This window comes from Candidatus Borrarchaeum sp. (genome assembly GCF_019058535.1).
Classification (GTDB): domain Archaea; phylum Asgardarchaeota; class Sifarchaeia; order Borrarchaeales; family Borrarchaeaceae; genus Borrarchaeum; species Borrarchaeum weybense.
The window spans coordinates 1-15,553 of sequence record NZ_JAHPYX010000234.1 but is presented as its reverse complement, the minus strand read 5'-3'; the positions used below and the strand labels follow the sequence as shown (position 1 = coordinate 15,553).

The 15,553-nt window shown below is 38.2% G+C and carries 15 protein-coding genes; 10 read left to right on the top strand and 5 right to left on the bottom strand.

Going from position 1 to position 15,553, the window contains the following annotated elements; translation table 11 throughout:
• Positions 1-238 precede the first annotated feature (238 nt).
• Positions 239-1,123, top strand: a complete 885-nt coding sequence (locus tag QVB70_RS14335) for a helix-turn-helix domain-containing protein (protein WP_287587607.1) — start codon at positions 239-241, stop codon at positions 1,121-1,123.
• Here QVB70_RS14335 and QVB70_RS14330 read toward each other — a convergent pair.
• A complete protein-coding gene (locus QVB70_RS14330) occupies positions 1,100-2,248 on the bottom strand; it encodes an aminotransferase class V-fold PLP-dependent enzyme (RefSeq protein WP_287587605.1) in 1,149 nt (382 codons plus the stop codon). The genes QVB70_RS14335 and QVB70_RS14330 overlap by 24 nt on opposite strands.
• Before the next feature lie 299 nt (positions 2,249-2,547).
• On the opposite strand from QVB70_RS14330, the gene QVB70_RS14325 reads away from it, so the two are divergent.
• Complete coding sequence (locus tag QVB70_RS14325) at positions 2,548-2,751, top strand: hypothetical protein (protein WP_287587603.1); 204 nt, start codon at positions 2,548-2,550, stop codon at positions 2,749-2,751.
• A gap of 54 nt (positions 2,752-2,805) precedes the next feature.
• Positions 2,806-2,988 (top strand): 2-hydroxymuconate tautomerase family protein, encoded by a 183-nt coding sequence (locus QVB70_RS14320; RefSeq protein WP_287587600.1) that lies wholly within the window; start codon positions 2,806-2,808, stop codon positions 2,986-2,988.
• Positions 2,989-3,142: 154 nt separating this feature from the next.
• Here the strand turns inward: QVB70_RS14320 and QVB70_RS14315 are convergent, their stop codons facing one another.
• The gene (locus tag QVB70_RS14315) at positions 3,143-4,306 is read right to left on the bottom strand and encodes a zinc ribbon domain-containing protein (RefSeq protein ID WP_287587597.1); all 1,164 of its coding nucleotides are present in this window, start codon (positions 4,304-4,306) and stop codon (positions 3,143-3,145) included.
• A gap of 480 nt (positions 4,307-4,786) precedes the next feature.
• Between QVB70_RS14315 and QVB70_RS14310 the strand changes: the two genes are divergently transcribed.
• From QVB70_RS14310 to QVB70_RS14300, 3 genes are all read left to right on the top strand, one after another.
• Positions 4,787-6,955: a hypothetical protein gene (locus QVB70_RS14310; RefSeq protein WP_287587595.1), complete on the top strand. Its 2,169-nt coding sequence runs from the start codon at positions 4,787-4,789 to the stop codon at positions 6,953-6,955.
• Between the two features lie 205 nt (positions 6,956-7,160).
• Entirely contained in the window at positions 7,161-7,328 is a 168-nt protein-coding gene (locus QVB70_RS14305) for a hypothetical protein (RefSeq protein ID WP_287587593.1), read from the top strand.
• A gap of 148 nt (positions 7,329-7,476) precedes the next feature.
• A complete protein-coding gene (locus tag QVB70_RS14300) occupies positions 7,477-8,184 on the top strand; it encodes a DUF166 domain-containing protein (RefSeq protein WP_287587592.1) in 708 nt (235 codons plus the stop codon).
• A 64-nt stretch (positions 8,185-8,248) separates the two neighbouring features.
• Here the strand turns inward: QVB70_RS14300 and QVB70_RS14295 are convergent, their stop codons facing one another.
• Positions 8,249-9,238, bottom strand: a complete 990-nt coding sequence (locus QVB70_RS14295; RefSeq protein WP_287587588.1) for a DUF362 domain-containing protein — start codon at positions 9,236-9,238, stop codon at positions 8,249-8,251.
• A 94-nt stretch (positions 9,239-9,332) separates the two neighbouring features.
• Here QVB70_RS14295 and QVB70_RS14290 point away from each other — a divergent pair, with 94 nt between their 5' ends.
• Positions 9,333-10,331 (top strand): Gfo/Idh/MocA family oxidoreductase, encoded by a 999-nt coding sequence (locus QVB70_RS14290; protein ID WP_287587585.1) that lies wholly within the window; start codon positions 9,333-9,335, stop codon positions 10,329-10,331.
• Between the two features lie 20 nt (positions 10,332-10,351).
• Here the strand turns inward: QVB70_RS14290 and QVB70_RS14285 are convergent, their stop codons facing one another.
• Together QVB70_RS14285 and QVB70_RS14280 are read right to left on the bottom strand one after the other, a co-directional pair.
• Positions 10,352-11,647, bottom strand: coding sequence for a peptidase (locus tag QVB70_RS14285; RefSeq protein WP_287587582.1), 1,296 nt, complete (start codon positions 11,645-11,647; stop codon positions 10,352-10,354).
• A gap of 243 nt (positions 11,648-11,890) precedes the next feature.
• Positions 11,891-12,076: a 2-hydroxymuconate tautomerase family protein gene (locus QVB70_RS14280; protein WP_287587580.1), complete on the bottom strand. Its 186-nt coding sequence runs from the start codon at positions 12,074-12,076 to the stop codon at positions 11,891-11,893.
• Between the two features lie 217 nt (positions 12,077-12,293).
• On the opposite strand from QVB70_RS14280, the gene QVB70_RS14275 reads away from it, so the two are divergent.
• The 3 genes from QVB70_RS14275 (at position 12,294) to QVB70_RS14265 (ending at position 15,217) form a co-directional block, all read left to right on the top strand.
• Positions 12,294-13,262: a hydroxyacid dehydrogenase gene (locus tag QVB70_RS14275; RefSeq protein ID WP_287587577.1), complete on the top strand. Its 969-nt coding sequence runs from the start codon at positions 12,294-12,296 to the stop codon at positions 13,260-13,262.
• A gap of 251 nt (positions 13,263-13,513) precedes the next feature.
• Positions 13,514-14,560, top strand: coding sequence for an MtaA/CmuA family methyltransferase (locus tag QVB70_RS14270; RefSeq protein WP_287587574.1), 1,047 nt, complete (start codon positions 13,514-13,516; stop codon positions 14,558-14,560).
• 12 nt (positions 14,561-14,572) lie between these two features.
• Positions 14,573-15,217, top strand: a complete 645-nt coding sequence (locus tag QVB70_RS14265; protein ID WP_287587571.1) for a corrinoid protein — start codon at positions 14,573-14,575, stop codon at positions 15,215-15,217.
• Positions 15,218-15,553: the final 336 nt, after the last annotated feature.

Here is a 15,553-nt window from a genome sequence, read left to right as displayed (position 1 = left end):
ATGAACATATATTATTGCAAGGCGATATATAACGAATATCGTGAGATTAAAAACGAATAACGCAAAAAGTTTTTCTAAATGCGAGAGACTTTGCACTTTTGGTCTTATTCAGGTTTGATTTAAAGGAGGTCTTTTCCTGATCTCTGCTGAAGAAGCAATACGAGCTCTGGGAAATAATATTTGCGCAAAGGTGTTATATCGACTCTACAAACATGGATCCACGGATATCGATACCATTATGAAAACTGTAGATTACGCTCCTCGATACCGAAGCAAATTTTTGTCAAGATATCTTTTAAGACTTCAAGGACGAGATTTGGTCGAAATAACAGGCGATTCATGTGTACCGACACCAGTAGGCGTTTTAGCAGTAGATTTTTTAGGTAAATTAAAAATTTCGGAAGTCAATGGTAAAATACAGTGCATTAAAGCTCTTCAAGAACCAAAAACTAACAAACAGTTGCAAAAAATCTTAGATGTTTCACGTACATTTGCATCTATATTGTTACGACAACTGAAAGAAGCAGGAATAGTACAAACTGAAAGAATAAGATACAAAATTAGAGAGATCACAACAGCAGCGGAATTAGAAAAACTACCTACATACTATTCGGAAATTATAAAAGCCCTTAATAAAGGAAATCCAGAAAGATTCAAACTGACATCCGAAGAAATCGCCGACATAACTGGTTTAGCCGAAAAAAGCGTTCAAGCTCGCCTCTCAGAACTTTCTAGACGTGGCGTCATAGTAAAGGCAGGACCAAACCCTTTACCGGAAGCTTTTTTTGTCCTCTATTATCAGCTTACAGGGAAAGGCGAAAGGATATTGAAAACCTTAGATAAATTTGAACGTCTTACGCGATTTGTTCAAATAATTGAAAACTCCTCAGTAGGCGAAAATATAGCAGTATCAGAAGAAGAACTTTGGAAATATATCTCCAACCAAGTAGGCTTTCCAGCAAATACTTTTGAGGTCAGATCCGTAATTAATATACTAAAACGGTTAATGCGTTTGAAAGGAGATACAATTGAGGGATACTACAAAAAGGATAAAAAGGCTCACTCACGAAAATCCGATTGGCATACTGACCGATTTGCATCAACTTTGAGTGAGCAAGGATAATGCATCTAGTAATCTTTTGATTTCTTCTTCAGTATTATAAAAGTTACAAGAAATTCGCAGTCCTCCTGCACGCGAGGAAATTATGATATGTTGTTCTTGAAGTTTTGTTATTATTTCCTCTGGATCGATATCTGAATTTTCTATCTTCACTTTGATAATACCGCTTCTGTGTTCTGGCGTAAGGGAAGAAATTACTTTTAACTCTCTTATTTCTTCTATACCTGCTAAAAGATAATCCATCAAAACGCGAATTCGGTTTTCAATATTATGAATACCTATTTTTTCAAGCAATGCTATTGCCACTCGCATTCCAGCTATTCCTGGGAAATTTAATTGACCATGCTCAAATCGGCGAGCACTCTTTGAGGGACTTATTTCTCGAAAATGAAACTCATGTTCCAACTCATCACTACGATAACCTACAAAGGTTGGATCAATTTCTTCAAGCAATTCTCGCTTTAAAAACAGAAACCCTGTAGCAACTGGTGATAAAAGCCACTTGTATCCACTGCTGGTGTAGAAATCAACGTCTATTTGCTTCACATCTACAGGTATTTGACCAACACCCTGAACGCCATCTATTATTATATATGCATTATTCTCGTGAGCCAGGTGGGATAGGCGCTTCAAATCTATTTTGAATCCGTTGCTAAATTGTACGTGGCTAATTGCAACTACTTTTGTATTTCTATCGATTTTGTCTTCAAAATCCTCCAAAAATAGAGCTTCATTCCGATTACGGACAATCCTTAATTCAAGTCCATGTTTTTTTGCTTGGATTTGCCAAGGAAACGCAACAGAAGGGAATTCTAAGTCATTTGTCACGATATTATCGTTTTTATTCCACTTTAATCCATTTGCAATAATGGATAAGCCTTCGGAGGTATTCGGGACGAAGGCAATTTCTTCTGGCGTTGCATTAATAAGTCCTGCAATTGCATTTCGGGTTTTTTCCGCTTCTTCCTCCCAATCCATCCAGTGGAGACCTCCACTGTCGCCTTTCTCTTGAGTTACCTCATAAACTGCGTTAATTACGCTTTGTGGGAGGGGTGCTACAGCTGCATGGTTTAGGTATGTATAATGCTTTGTAACCGGAAATTGAGCTCTAAGTTCATCTATATTCATTATATTCACCCTATTCTTTCAGTTCAAAAAATACCATTTTATTGTCTAAATTGGCAAGATGTGTGACATCCTCCCCACCCTTTTGGATGGGGCTTCCAGCTTTCCATTGTAGTTCTCGCTCCCTCACGGGGGGCGACGCTTCGCCACCTTCACTACAGTTATGGGCTTACGGAAGCTTACCAGGTTGCACACGCTGCTCACCCTTATCCTGCCCCTTGATTATTTGCTTGCAGAAGGCTATTAATCTGTTACCTGCCTGGCTGGCAGGTTAGCAAACTGCACACCAGAAGGGGACTCTCTTGCCACGCTGGATAAGACCTCATGCACGGGCTTCCTCACGTTTAGCCCTGTCACCTGCTGACTGGTCGCTTACAGGAGGATATACCTCCACCCAGTCGGGCATTACGGGTACACTCGCGGTACCACGTATAGGTTTCCACGAAACTATAAAAAGCCATCGGCTTTCATCCCCCTCCTTTCGGAAGGGGACTTCTCGCCGATAGAGTTTAAAAGAATATCATAATAGAGAAAAATAAATTCTAAAAAGGTGATTAGACATGCCGATTTTACAAATTACCCTCTTCGAGCGCCCATTGGAAAAAAAACGCAAATTAGTTGAAATGGTCACACAAGCGGTTGTAGACGCACTTGATTGTCCAAAAGACGCTGTACGTATTATAATCAATGATATGCCTAAAGAAAATTATTCGATTGCAGGCCAGCTTTATATAGACAAATAACGAAGATTTTCTCGTCAGGCTATGCTATTTTTTATATTCCTTTTTTTGTTGATAGTGAACTACCTCACGCTGAAGCTGTGTTGCTTTCTGGCTTAGTCATAGTAAAAGAATTTGAATATTGACAAAAAAGAGATACTGGAAGCAGAGAATAGAATTATTGTACCAAATCGTATTCTGTTAGTTTGTTTTTACATTTTGGACAAAATCCTTTTATTTTAACCCATTCTTGTAGATGATCCTTGTGCGCAACGCCTGAGCAATGGGGACATTTGGCAATCTCACTTCCAGGTGCCATAGGTAATAGACAAACCATGCATTTTTCACGTTCAGATCCACAGCTGGGACAAAATGGTGCATCACTAGAGTATGGAGCTCCACAAGAAGAACATGCGACTTCTTCTGTTGTGGGAGGTATTATCTCACCTTCATCTTCGCCTTCGCTTATTCCCGCGGCAGAAAGTTTATTGTTGATTTGAATCCATTCGGACCTGTACTTTGTGTAAGCATCCATGTAAGCTGCAGGTGATAGTAACCCTGAACTCAATTGAGTTTCAATTTTTCTTAGCCCTTCTTCTAGGACTTCTCTTCGTCCTAATAGTTCGTCATAATTCATTCTGTCAATTTGTGATGAACTCATAGATGGAATTGTAGTATCTTCATACCGAGGTTTCCTTCTACTAACAATAATACCCATTACTATTACTATGAGAATAAGAACAATCAATCCAGGCAAGAATCGACTTATGCCTCCAAATGTTAGATTACCTCCTGTTTGAGTATTTCCTTCACTGGGATCAGCAGGGCTTGGGCTTTCTCCTACAGTAAAAACATTTAGATTAGCGTTTATAGATGGCTTTTCATCAGTTAGTTTTTTACTACCATCACGATAAACATCATGTCTAAATTCTACATTAAATGTTGCATTACCTGAGTACTCATCAGAAATTGATTTCACATTAAAATCAAATTCGTAAGAATCACCTACTGCACTTAGTAGCACATCTAAGTCTTCTTCACCTGAAATAATGCCTTCATCAGTATTAATTTCCCATGAATATCTTTTTAATTTTATTTCAACATTTGAAGTTGTGTCAAGACTCTGAACAGTGAATCTTGCTGTATATGTTTCCTTTCGGTTTTCGATAGTTGGAAATCCTGTTAAACTAACTCGTATGGTGGTAAGAAAGCCATTTGAGTCGGAATAATCATAGTATTCGCTCTGAGTTTCAGTTTGTCTTTGAGCGACAGCCGGGGATATATAAAGGAACAAAATTATAAATGAAACAGTTACCAATAGAATTTTCTTCCATTTATACATAAATTTCGCCTCTTAAAGCGAGTTTTATTTGCCATAACGATAATCTGAGGGCGTTAAAACTCGTAGTTTACAACTCTTAAAACCCTTATTTGTATTTTATGGATATTTTTTTAACAAAAAGGAAAGTCAATTTTCATTATTGCGGGTAATTTAAGTTTTTTCTGTTTATTTAACGGTGATAAATGCGTTTTAAAGTCGCTTCTTTATTTTATAACAAAGGAAATGGAATTTTACATATCATCTTAATTTAAGAAGGATATCGAAGTACTCATTAGTTGAAGGGGCAAACTGAAATCCTTAATAATTAGTATGCATTTTTTATAGTCAGTGAAAAGAGTATATCTAGGTGAATTGTGGTATTTTCTTATTATAGTGGAAAGATTATTATAAACAGTAGATTATACGCACGATTACCTTCTGATTAAAGATGAAAGATGACGGACAATCTCAAAGTCACGTGTCAATTATGGAGGCGTGGATATGAAAAATGACCTCAAAGTAACATGTCCAAAGTGTTCTAAAACTGAAACCATCGAGATTTCAGATGACGAATTTTCAAATTTACCTCCAGGTATGTTCATTTTAAGTAAGACAATTGTACATGATGATCATATTCTGACGATAGATGTTGATCCTGATCATAACATAAGGAGAGCATACACAAGTCAAATAGATAAGGTATCCACTACTACCACCTCCATAACCGAAGAGGTTCCATCTTCAGAACTCTTCACAATTGAAACACGAATTCCATTTTTAATTGAAAAATTCCCATATTTAGAACAAAAAGAACAAAAGTATACGGAAGTAGATCTTAACACTGAGCTTGCAACGATATTCATTCTATGTGAAGACGATAGAAAGAAAAGAGAAACTCTTGAATCTCTTTTAGTATTTCATGTTCCAATATGGGTATTACCTTATAGGACTGGCGCGTTGCTGGTGGACACGTTCACAGTCCCAACAACCGTAACGACCACAACTTCACTTATTTTAACTGATTTTGAAAGTATGTTATCGGTTTCCGAAACTTCAGACTACCTTAGTGCATTTACACGTGTTGAAAATTTCTTAGCAGATCTGAGTGCTGAGAAACATCTTGTATATACCCTTAGCACTCTCAAGTATTTGGAGGATATTACAGAACTTTACTGGCTTAGTAAACCACGTTCAATACCACAATTTACAGAGTTACCATTCGAACTCTCAAAAGATGAACTATCTCAGGTCACTGTAACCTTTGATGAGGCCTTTCATACAATTGAGGAAAATATGAAGACTTTACCCACTATCCAAGCGCTCATTTCGAGAAAAAGAAGCGAATTCACAAATAAAATTGAGCAAGAGATCGAAAAACTGAACAATAAGTACGGTGCTATACTTCAGAGGACAAAAGAAAACACAGACATGAAAATTGGTGCTAAGAAGCAGGAATGGGATGAAAAAATTATAGAAGTTAGATCAAGCACGACCCGTCATTTAGATGAAACTAGAATTGAATATAAAGAAACCATCAGGCGATTAAGAGAGGATACTGACAGACAAATTACTGTCGTTTTGGAACAAAAAGAAAAAAAGATCGCTGATACAAATACTGCAAGGAATCTAAATGCAAATAATTTCCTAAAAACTAGTATTGGCAGTACGTTAGAGACTTTATTAAACCGCTTTAGCGATATGACCAGTTCAGTTCAGGGACAACTCGATGATATAAAAACTAAAAACTTTCAATTTGCCGACGTAAAGGACATCCTCGAAATTCAGATAAGTGGTCTCGCTAATTCAATGGAGTCTCATATGAAAGATGCTAGCAGAAACGAGATAAAAGAATTAAAATCCCGCATAAAGGAAGGCAATAAAGAATTATCTTCTATTGAGAATGACGCCCAATCGAAGATAAACGCAATCGAACACGAGGCAAAAAATAAGATAAATGATTTGAATGAAAATGTTGAGCGTGTAACAAAGGAACAAAATGAAAATATAGAACGTCTAATGAAAGAACAAAGAGAAGTTATAGAAAAAACAGAAGTCGATAGAAACAAGACAATAACAAAACTGATGAGCGAACAACAAAAACAACTCTCTGAGATAGAGACTGAAAGAGATAGCCTAATTGTCGAGTTGGTCGATATTACAAAAAAGATTGCAGAGAAATCTAATCAACTTATCGAGTTTATTAACAGCAAAAAAGAACGTCTTCTTGAAGAAGAAGAACAATTTAAGAAATTTGTTCTCTCTAATCTTTTAAAATTTAAACAGGCACAGAAGGTTGACGTTCCAATTTATCTTGCACAATTCTTAGATCCTACTCAGGATACATCACGCCTTCTGGTCTATCCACCTATGCAGTTTATTTCAATGGCCACCGGAACCTCTGAAAAGTTAATCAACAAAAACTTGAAAGTTTATGCAACGGATTCTTTTCATGCTCTGAAAGAGAAATTTGAAAAATTAATCGTTTCAAAGAAACAATTAAACGAGTTTACAAAAAAAGCGGTAAGCACGCAGAACTTGCTTTCAAAAGAAGAATTTGTACCAGAATTAAAAAAAGGTCTAGAGGCATTACACCAAAACGGTCGTATTAAAGATAAAGATCTAAGAAAAGTTACTGAAATTGCCGAAAATCTAACTGGAGAACACGCATAGAAAATCTGTGGCGTTCACTTATTTCTCTTTTTTAAACGAGAACATATTAATTTCTTTTCTATGTTTGCCCTATTTTTAATATGTCACTGTCGTAATCCTTTTATTCCTGATTTTCCCGGTAGATAACTGGTAAGTCAATCAAAAAAAAAGAAATTTTCTTTATACAAAGTGTAGAGGCTTAGAAGAGTATTTGGAGGCAAGATTCATGACTAAAAGAGCTGGAATGCAAAGAATTCTGGCGAGACGCCCGACAAATTATGTTTGTAAGAAGTGTGGCCAACAAGCGATTGAAGAGGTAGAAACCAAAAAATCAACTTTTTACCAATGTTCTCATTGCACTGAAGTGTATAACGAGGCAGAAGAACTTGAATGAACAATTCCAATAATATTGTTTGATTTGTCTCAATTGGAAAACCATTTCTCAAAGTATTGAACTCATTGCTATCACATACACTTCTTGAAACAAAAACACCTATTAAATCCATGATTATGGAATATTCGGAATTACGGAGGTAAAACTCTTGAGAATCTACGTCCTTCACAGTTATGGAGAATACGTAAATCGTTTCGTAGAAAACCTAGCAACTCATTCACCTTCTCTAGCAGCATCTATTATTGGCATAGAAGAATTATCAAAAGATCTGCCTTCATTTATAGAAGACGCCTCTCCATATCTCCCTGATATGCCTAATTCAGACCTTTTAATTGTCATAGGTGTTCATCAAGATATTCTTGCGTCTTTACCGCAAATTGTAGAAAAAATAGGTGCAACAGCGGTTATAGTCCCTCTAGAAGATCCAACTTGGTGTCCGCTTGGTCTGCAGAAACAAATAGAACAAGGCTTACAACAGATGAATGTTGAATATACTTTCCCAAAGCCTTTTTGTAGTTTGAAGCCAAATGATGCTACACCAACAATTAATGAATTTATAGAGCTTTCCAAGATGGGCATGCCCCTTGTAGAAGTAGATATCGATAATGAATTTTTTACAGAGGATTGCAGAGTTCTTCGAAGTGCTCCTTGTGGGTCAACATACCACGTGATAGACAATCTAAAAGCAAAACATATTTCTGATGTTGAAATGGAAATTTCCAAGTATCATCATGCGTATCCATGTACAGCTAGTATGGCAATCGATAATGTTCTTGGAGATACTATACTCCATAAAGCAGGCTATATGATAAAAGCAGCCGTAAAAAACGCCATTCATCAAGTTAAAAAGTCTTGATGAGCCTTTTTCTTCTGCAAGGCTTTTTTGTGTCATTATGTAATTATATTCATTATTACAAAACTCATCTTATTTTATTTAAAAATCGGGAAAAAACGTAAGACCAACCACCTTCTCTGACTAAATCTCCGATTCTTCTTGATATTTGAGATAATCGGGAGAATTTATCGTGCATTTTCTGTCCAACTTTTTCAAACTGAAATTCAAGCCTATACAGCCTGTACACGTCTGCGGGGATGAACGAAAAGGGTATTGGCGTTATGTTGTCTCCAAGAAGTTTTATATTGTCAATATTACCAAGTCGGTTTCTGGCTGCAAATTGGAGATGAGGAACAGAATATGGATTAAAGCCCATTATTTTCGCTGCAACTGAATCCGTTGCAACTGGATCTTTTCCACAAATAATGAGATTTGTTTTCTTGGGTGTGCCTTTCGTTGGGCCAAGTCCTTCCATTCCCACAATTCCATCAATCAAACATACATCAGGTTTTATAATTCTGTTTAACTCTGTTAGGGTTGCTGACATGTAAGGGTGATATCCTGATTTGATTTTTGAAGGAAGACAGCCGAATTGATTTTTTAAGACACAAGAGATCTTTTCCTCAGCATGAGTTTTGAGTTTGGCTATTGAGATGAAGTAATCGCAGAGAATAAGACTTTTTGGAATTCTCAATTTTCTCGGTATGTTATTAACTTCCATAGCGAAGGTTTCGTCTTTACTAAGATTTATACAGGTGATATCATACTTCTCCTCTAAATCTCTATATCCATTTCGGTTAAAAACTTCCTCTGCAGTTCTGTGATGGGTATCTGATTCAACTATGCGTATATTGGTTATGCCTCTGGTATGTAGATGCTTGATAACATCTTCAACAAGTGTGGTGTCAGTCGTCGCACCTGTTTCAGATGCCATGGCTCGACATAAGTTCGGTTTAATAACGACTTTTACCTCATCGCCATCCTCGAACTTGTCGAAATATCTGAAACATTTTTCCATCACTTGTGCTCGACTTCTATTTTTCAAACTAAATGTTGAGACAACTGACTGTTTCATCTTTGTCATCCACTACATTCTGGGATTCGGATGACTTATATGCTTTGAGATATATCACGAATTGGGATAACGATAGAAGTTATGTGGCGATCAAATGGGAAAGATAGGTGTCGGTGTGATTGGCTGTGGCGCAATCGCAAATAGGGCTCACTTGCCAACTTACAGATCTCTTCCAGATACTCAGTTGATTGCGGTATCGGATATTGATGAAAAAAAAGTAAAGCAGATAGCACAACAATTTAATGCGAAACCATACACGGATTATAACCTTTTGCTGGAGCGGGACGATATTGATGCCGTCAGTATATGTACACCACCTTCTTTTCATGCAGAGATAGCTGCTAAAGCGGCTGAACGGAATATCCATATCCTTTGTGAAAAGCCCATCTCAATAACATTAGATGATGCAAACCAAATGATTCAAGTCGTGAAAAAAAACAATAAGATCCTTATGATAGGGCACCATCTCCGCTTTCAAGATAATTTAATTAAATTAAAAGAACATGTCGACGATAAGAGCCTTGGAGAAATAGTAATGGTTAAAAGCCACTGGCTAGGTAAAAGTGCACTATTTGGTGGTTGGAAAACCCAATCAGACTATTATAAAGAAAGGCAACTTGGTGGAGATGTGTTACTTAACTATGGAACTCATGTCACTGACTTGGTACAATGGTTAAGTGGTGACGTTGATGAAGTTTTCGCAAATACTGGTATATATGGCGCTAAGCCAGACATTCAAGTTCACGACAGGGCTAATATTCTCCTTAAATTTGAAAATGGGGTCATAGGTGACCTTTCATTCGGTTACTTTCCCTATGAGGAGCATTGGATTGAAGTTATTGGTAAAAGAGGGCGCATTATATGTGATCTATTTAAGAACACTATGGATGTCCGCTATGGATCAAGATCTGTTAAAACAAACTTCAAACAAATGAAGAACGGCTGGATCAGAGAAATTGAGCATTTCGTTGAATGTATACAAAAAAACAAGCAACCACAAGTAACTGGTGAAGATGGAAAAAAGGCGTTGGAGATGGTGCTTGCAGCCTATGAATCACAGGAAACAAGAAAACCGGTAAAACTCCCGCTTTGATTTATTACGCTTTATTTTAGTTAAGTTATATACCCACACCAATCCAAAATGGCTAGTGCGATCACCTTCGTGGCGGCAATAAGTTTATCGAGTTCAATATACTCGTTTGGGAAGTGTATGACTCTCATGTCGCCCGGTCCAAAAATGACTACTGGTGTATCTCCGTGGTGAACTAAAAGACCGCCATCTGCACCCCAAGGCGTACCTGCAAGTTCAGGTTCTTGATTAAAGACTTTTGAATAAGAATTGATAACTATTTTGACAAATGGGTGGTCAAGAGGTAGTTCTGTAGGTATCCACGTCCCACCAAAAAATTCCACTTTCGGTGGATGGTCAACTAACCACGAGTCAAGTTCTGCAAATTTTTGTACATAATCTTTAACTTGTGTTCTTACAGATTCTATACTCTCCCCAGGCGCCACTCCGATACGACATTGGATTGTTGCTTCTTCTGGGACTGAGGACGGCCATACGCCTGAGTTCAAAATCCCGATATTTAGTGGGAGTGGTATTTCGTATCTCTGATAGAGTGGATGTTTGAGTTTCGCGTTTCGGAACTTCTCTAGATCCCAAAGTGCATTACATATTTTAAACGCTTTCTCAACAGCAGATATCCCTTCATAACGTAATCCTGCGTGAGCCGATTTTCCTTGCACGTGCACTTTAAACCACATCGAGCCTCCTTGAGCAGGGCATACCATCGGCACACCACCTTCTTCTACTACTGTAGGCTCCGTTATAAGTGCAGCATCAGCTTTGTATCCCCTTACTACGCAAGCCAGCGTACCTACGCCTCCCGCTTCTTCCTCAATGACGCTTTCTATGATTACATCACCTTTCAGTTGAACTCCTGCTTTTTTAATGCAATCCACAGCCATTGTCATCGCTGCGACTCCACCCTTCATATCCGAGCTGCCACGCCCATACATCCGATTGCCTACAATGGCTGCCGACCACGGAGCTTGTTCCCAAAGGCTTTCATCGTAGGGACTAACAACATCCATATGACCATTTAATATGAGCGATCTACCTCCTCCTGTGCCCTTTAATACTCCCACCACATTCGGGCGATTTTCAAATGTAGTATTTGGAGATGCGAATCCAGGATGCGTCTTCAGTTCATCGTAATCCGGAACCCATTTATCAACCGTGAGCCCCATTTCCTCAAATTTCTTTGCCATGAATTCTTGGACTGCCTTCTCGTCTCCAACAACACTAGGGATCTGTACCATGTTTCTTAATAAATCGATTATATTTTCTTTTTCTTCATTAATCTTAACAAGAATCTTTTGTTTAACATCAGGTAACTCTGTCAATAGATTTCCTCCATCTTTAGATGTCAAAAATTAATAATATGTTTCAAATTGATTGTATCTTGTTAATTTGTTTTTCTTTTTAAAGTTTAAAATATTTAAAACTTCTTTTCTTTATTAAATATCTGTGCTTTTTTTAAAGATCGAAATAGAAGCAGTATTTGAGTATTTTTTAACCGTATTTTTAAATTTCCTCAGAAAAGAAAAAATAGAAGGTGCAGAGCAGTTTGACTGAATAGTTTTCACTTATCTCTCCGTGGCAAGTTTACCGCCAATGCCCCAGTTTTCTTTTGGAATTTCGTATAGTATCACTCGAATATTATCCTTTGGATAGTCAAGTGCTCTGGATATCGCTTCAGTAACTTCCTCTACTACTTTACGTTTCTCATCTAAGGACCGACCTGCCCATAAGGAAATTTGTGCTAAAGGCAAAATCTATACACCACCTGTTTTTTTTCTTTAACTACTATATCCGTGCTTTTTATAAAGGATTACCACTAAAACTTATATTAGATGACGAGAATGTGACGGTTCTGATAGTCTCATCAACTAGATGATTGAACATTTCTTGCTGATCTTAGCTGCTTTTTGAGCAGCTGTATTTTTTTTGGTAATTATATGCCCTCATAAGACGAGAATGGTGCATTAAATGAAAAATGAAATCTTAATCGCTGATTCATGTGCTATAAGTAATGAATCCATTGCACTAATGAAATCTGTTACTGGCGTTCTTCAAGGAAATGCACGCAACGAGGAAGAACTGATAAAAGTATTACAGGAGGTCATCGACAAAGATTCCATAAAAGCTATAGTTAGTGACGCCGTGTCCATAACAGCAAAGGTCATGGATATGACACCTAATTTACGAGGCATTTTAGTTCATGGTGTCGGTGTTAATCACATAGATGTTGTGGCTGCTACTGAACGAAAGATCTTTGTGATAAATCAGCCAGGAGCAAATGCACGATCAGTTGCGGAATTAACTATAGCCCTTTTATTAGCCGTGACGAAAAAGATCTCACAAGCAGATTTCGACACGAGAAATGGCAACTGGAGACCTCTGAATTTTATAGGGTTAGAACTTTTTCGCAAAGTTCTAGGCGTGATTGGGCTTGGGAATATTGGCAGAATTGTAGCAGAAATAGCTAAAGGCTTTGGCATGAAGATATTGTACACAGATATCGTACGATTTGAGAACCTAGAAAAAGATTTAGGAGTCGAATATGTGGATAAAGAAACACTTCTCAGAAAAAGCGACTTTGTAACAATTCATGTTCCATTAATCCCTGCAACAAAGCATTATGTTGGTGCAAAAGAGTTTGAAATGATGAAGGAAACCGCGTATTTGATTAACGCAGCAAGAGGAGCAGTAATAGATGAAAAAGCGCTAATTAGAGCATTGCAAGATAAAAAGATCGCTGGTGCAGCAATGGATGTGTTTACGAATGAACCTGTTGAGCCTGAAAACCCCTTACTTCAGATGAAAAATGTAGTTACAACGCCGCATATTGCATTCTTAACCGATCAGGCAATCTACAATGTATCTATGGGTATTGCAAAAGAAGCGGTTCAGGTAATTAAAAATAAACGTCCTCAAAATGCCGTAAATACGTTCTAAAAGATATTTTCATCTCCACTAGATTTTGAGGCTAATATGGCAAAAGCGCCTTGATATATTCGCTGTACTCCCTAAAACGATCCAGAGAAAATTCTACATGAACTACATGATCTAAACTGAAAATCATTCTGAAATGTATCTTCAGTATAATTTTTAAAAAAGCATAGAGGTATTACTTCTTTATTCATTCAAATAATGATTTCTATTTCTTAATCTGATTATTTCCTTTAACCTTCTAAGAGGGACCTAAAATGAGCGAATGGATGACACCTAAGCGTAGGTTTCTGTCCGGCTTATTTGGCGGACGCGTAGACAGACTGCCCGTTGGAAGTGTCACAAGCGTCGTGACCATAGAATGCATGCAGGCAACAGGCATATACTTCCCTGAGGCACACTACGATGCAGAAAAAATGGCAAAACTAGCTGCTACTGCTTTTACGGAGCTTGGTTACGATTGTATTTTACCATATTTCAGTGTTTGGGTCGAAGGCGCTGCTTTCATAGAAAATGGCGATCCACTGCCTGGGGTGATGGACTGGGGGGACGCAGATCGCATGCCAGATGGCAAAAACATCAAATTCTGGGAAGAACCTGACCAAGTGACCATCCCCGATAATTTTCTCGAAAGAGAGGCACCAAGGGCTTTGCTCGATGCAATTGATATCCTACATCATGAATATGGCGACAGAGTTGCTATTGTCGGCAAGGTGATGGGTCCTTGGACCCTCGGATATCATGTTGCGAGCGTAAAAAATATTCTCATGTCAGTGCGTCTAAATCCCGACCGCTTACATGGCTTTATGGAGGTTCTAAAAGAGTTGACCGTAGAATTTGCAAAGGCACAGGTAGATGCAGGGGCAGATGTTATAATGCTAGCCGATCATGCGACTGGAGATCTCGTCTCTGGAGAAACATATCGTAAGTTCTTACTGCATGTCCATCAAGAAGTCACAAAACGCATCGGAGCCCCAATAGTTTTACATATTTGTGGTGATACGACTGATCGACTTCATCATATAGCGCAAGCTGGTTTTGATTGTTTCCATATTGATAGCAAAGTAGACCCTTTCAAGGCGAAAGAAATCGTTGGTAACCGCATCTCATTGATGGGGAACATCAATAATCCATCTACCCTTTTGTTTAAAACCCCTGGAGATGTGAAAAGAGAGGCTCGGAACGCTGTTAAAGCAGGCTTCGAGATTCTTGCCCCCGAATGTGCAATTCCAACGAGAGTGCCGAATGAGAATTTAAAAGCTATAACAGAAGTGGCTCAAGAGGATTTAAAAGAGGACACTTAGGAGGACAATTACATGGAAAAGAAAAATCCCGAATTATGTGAAAAGATAAAACAGGCGATCATTGATGTAGATCCCGAGCCTGCCAAAAAAATCGTTGAGGAAGCACTTAAATCAATGGATCCACTGGAAATTATTAACTGTATGACAGAAGGTATGGCGGAGGTAGGACGATTATATGAAGAGCGATATTATTTTGTTACGGAGTTGTTGATAGCTGGAGAGATTATGAGCCAGAATATAGACGTCATTAAACCATATCTTGCGGAAGGTGAAACTCCAACGGCACACGGTAAGATCGTGTTTGGCACAGTCAAAGACGATATTCACGATATAGGCAAAAGCATCATGATCTCTCTTTTAAAGGTAGCAGGATTTGAAGTTGTTGATCTTGGTGTAGATGTTCCTGCGTCTAAATTTATTGAAACCTTGAAGGAAACAAACGCTGATATTTTAGCAATGTCATCTCTGTTGACGTCCACAGTGGATCAAATTAAAAATGTAATCGCAGAATTAAAAAAGGAAGGACTCAGAGATCAGGTAAAAGTGATAATCGGAGGAGCTGCTATAACAGAAGATTTTGCTAAAGAAGTTGAGGTAGACGGCTATGCTGTCGATGCTACGCAAGGTGTTAATAAGTGTAAGGCACTGCTTCAATGAAATCCTTACTGAAACACTTATATGCCCACCGTTCCTTTCATAATAGACATCTATTACAGGGAATAGTGTCTATCCACCCACGATAACCGGAGTGGAGTCCCCGCTAGGACGGTTGAGCGGGATACCTGCCGCCATATAGGGTGCAGGCTTTGTGTGAACGAAACGATAGCAGGCTGTCAGCCTTCCCGCAGAATCGACAGCGTATAGAAGTGCTGGGCTGAAGGTCGTGAGTGGGTCCTGGGGCGAATTATTAAACCGCCAGGTACCATAGTGTACCATCGATTCTCATTTATATTGCAGAGGAGTTACTTTATAAACACCACGCCTCACACATAC

Bases quoted from the DNA above. Each gene is read 5' to 3' on its own strand.
- QVB70_RS14335 (WP_287587607.1), top strand. From the start codon at position 239: ATGAAAACTGTAGATTACGCTCCTCGATACCGAAGCAAATTTTTGTCA.
- QVB70_RS14330 (WP_287587605.1), bottom strand. From the start codon at position 2,248: ATGAATATAGATGAACTTAGAGCTCAATTTCCGGTTACAAAGCATTAT.
- QVB70_RS14320 (WP_287587600.1), top strand. From the start codon at position 2,806: ATGCCGATTTTACAAATTACCCTCTTCGAGCGCCCATTGGAAAAAAAA.
- QVB70_RS14315 (WP_287587597.1), bottom strand. From the start codon at position 4,306: ATGTATAAATGGAAGAAAATTCTATTGGTAACTGTTTCATTTATAATT.
- QVB70_RS14310 (WP_287587595.1), top strand. From the start codon at position 4,787: ATGAAAAATGACCTCAAAGTAACATGTCCAAAGTGTTCTAAAACTGAA.
- QVB70_RS14305 (WP_287587593.1), top strand. From the start codon at position 7,161: ATGACTAAAAGAGCTGGAATGCAAAGAATTCTGGCGAGACGCCCGACA.
- QVB70_RS14295 (WP_287587588.1), bottom strand. From the start codon at position 9,238: ATGAAACAGTCAGTTGTCTCAACATTTAGTTTGAAAAATAGAAGTCGA.
- QVB70_RS14290 (WP_287587585.1), top strand. From the start codon at position 9,333: ATGGGAAAGATAGGTGTCGGTGTGATTGGCTGTGGCGCAATCGCAAAT.
- QVB70_RS14275 (WP_287587577.1), top strand. From the start codon at position 12,294: ATGAAAAATGAAATCTTAATCGCTGATTCATGTGCTATAAGTAATGAA.
- QVB70_RS14270 (WP_287587574.1), top strand. From the start codon at position 13,514: ATGAGCGAATGGATGACACCTAAGCGTAGGTTTCTGTCCGGCTTATTT.
- QVB70_RS14265 (WP_287587571.1), top strand. From the start codon at position 14,573: ATGGAAAAGAAAAATCCCGAATTATGTGAAAAGATAAAACAGGCGATC.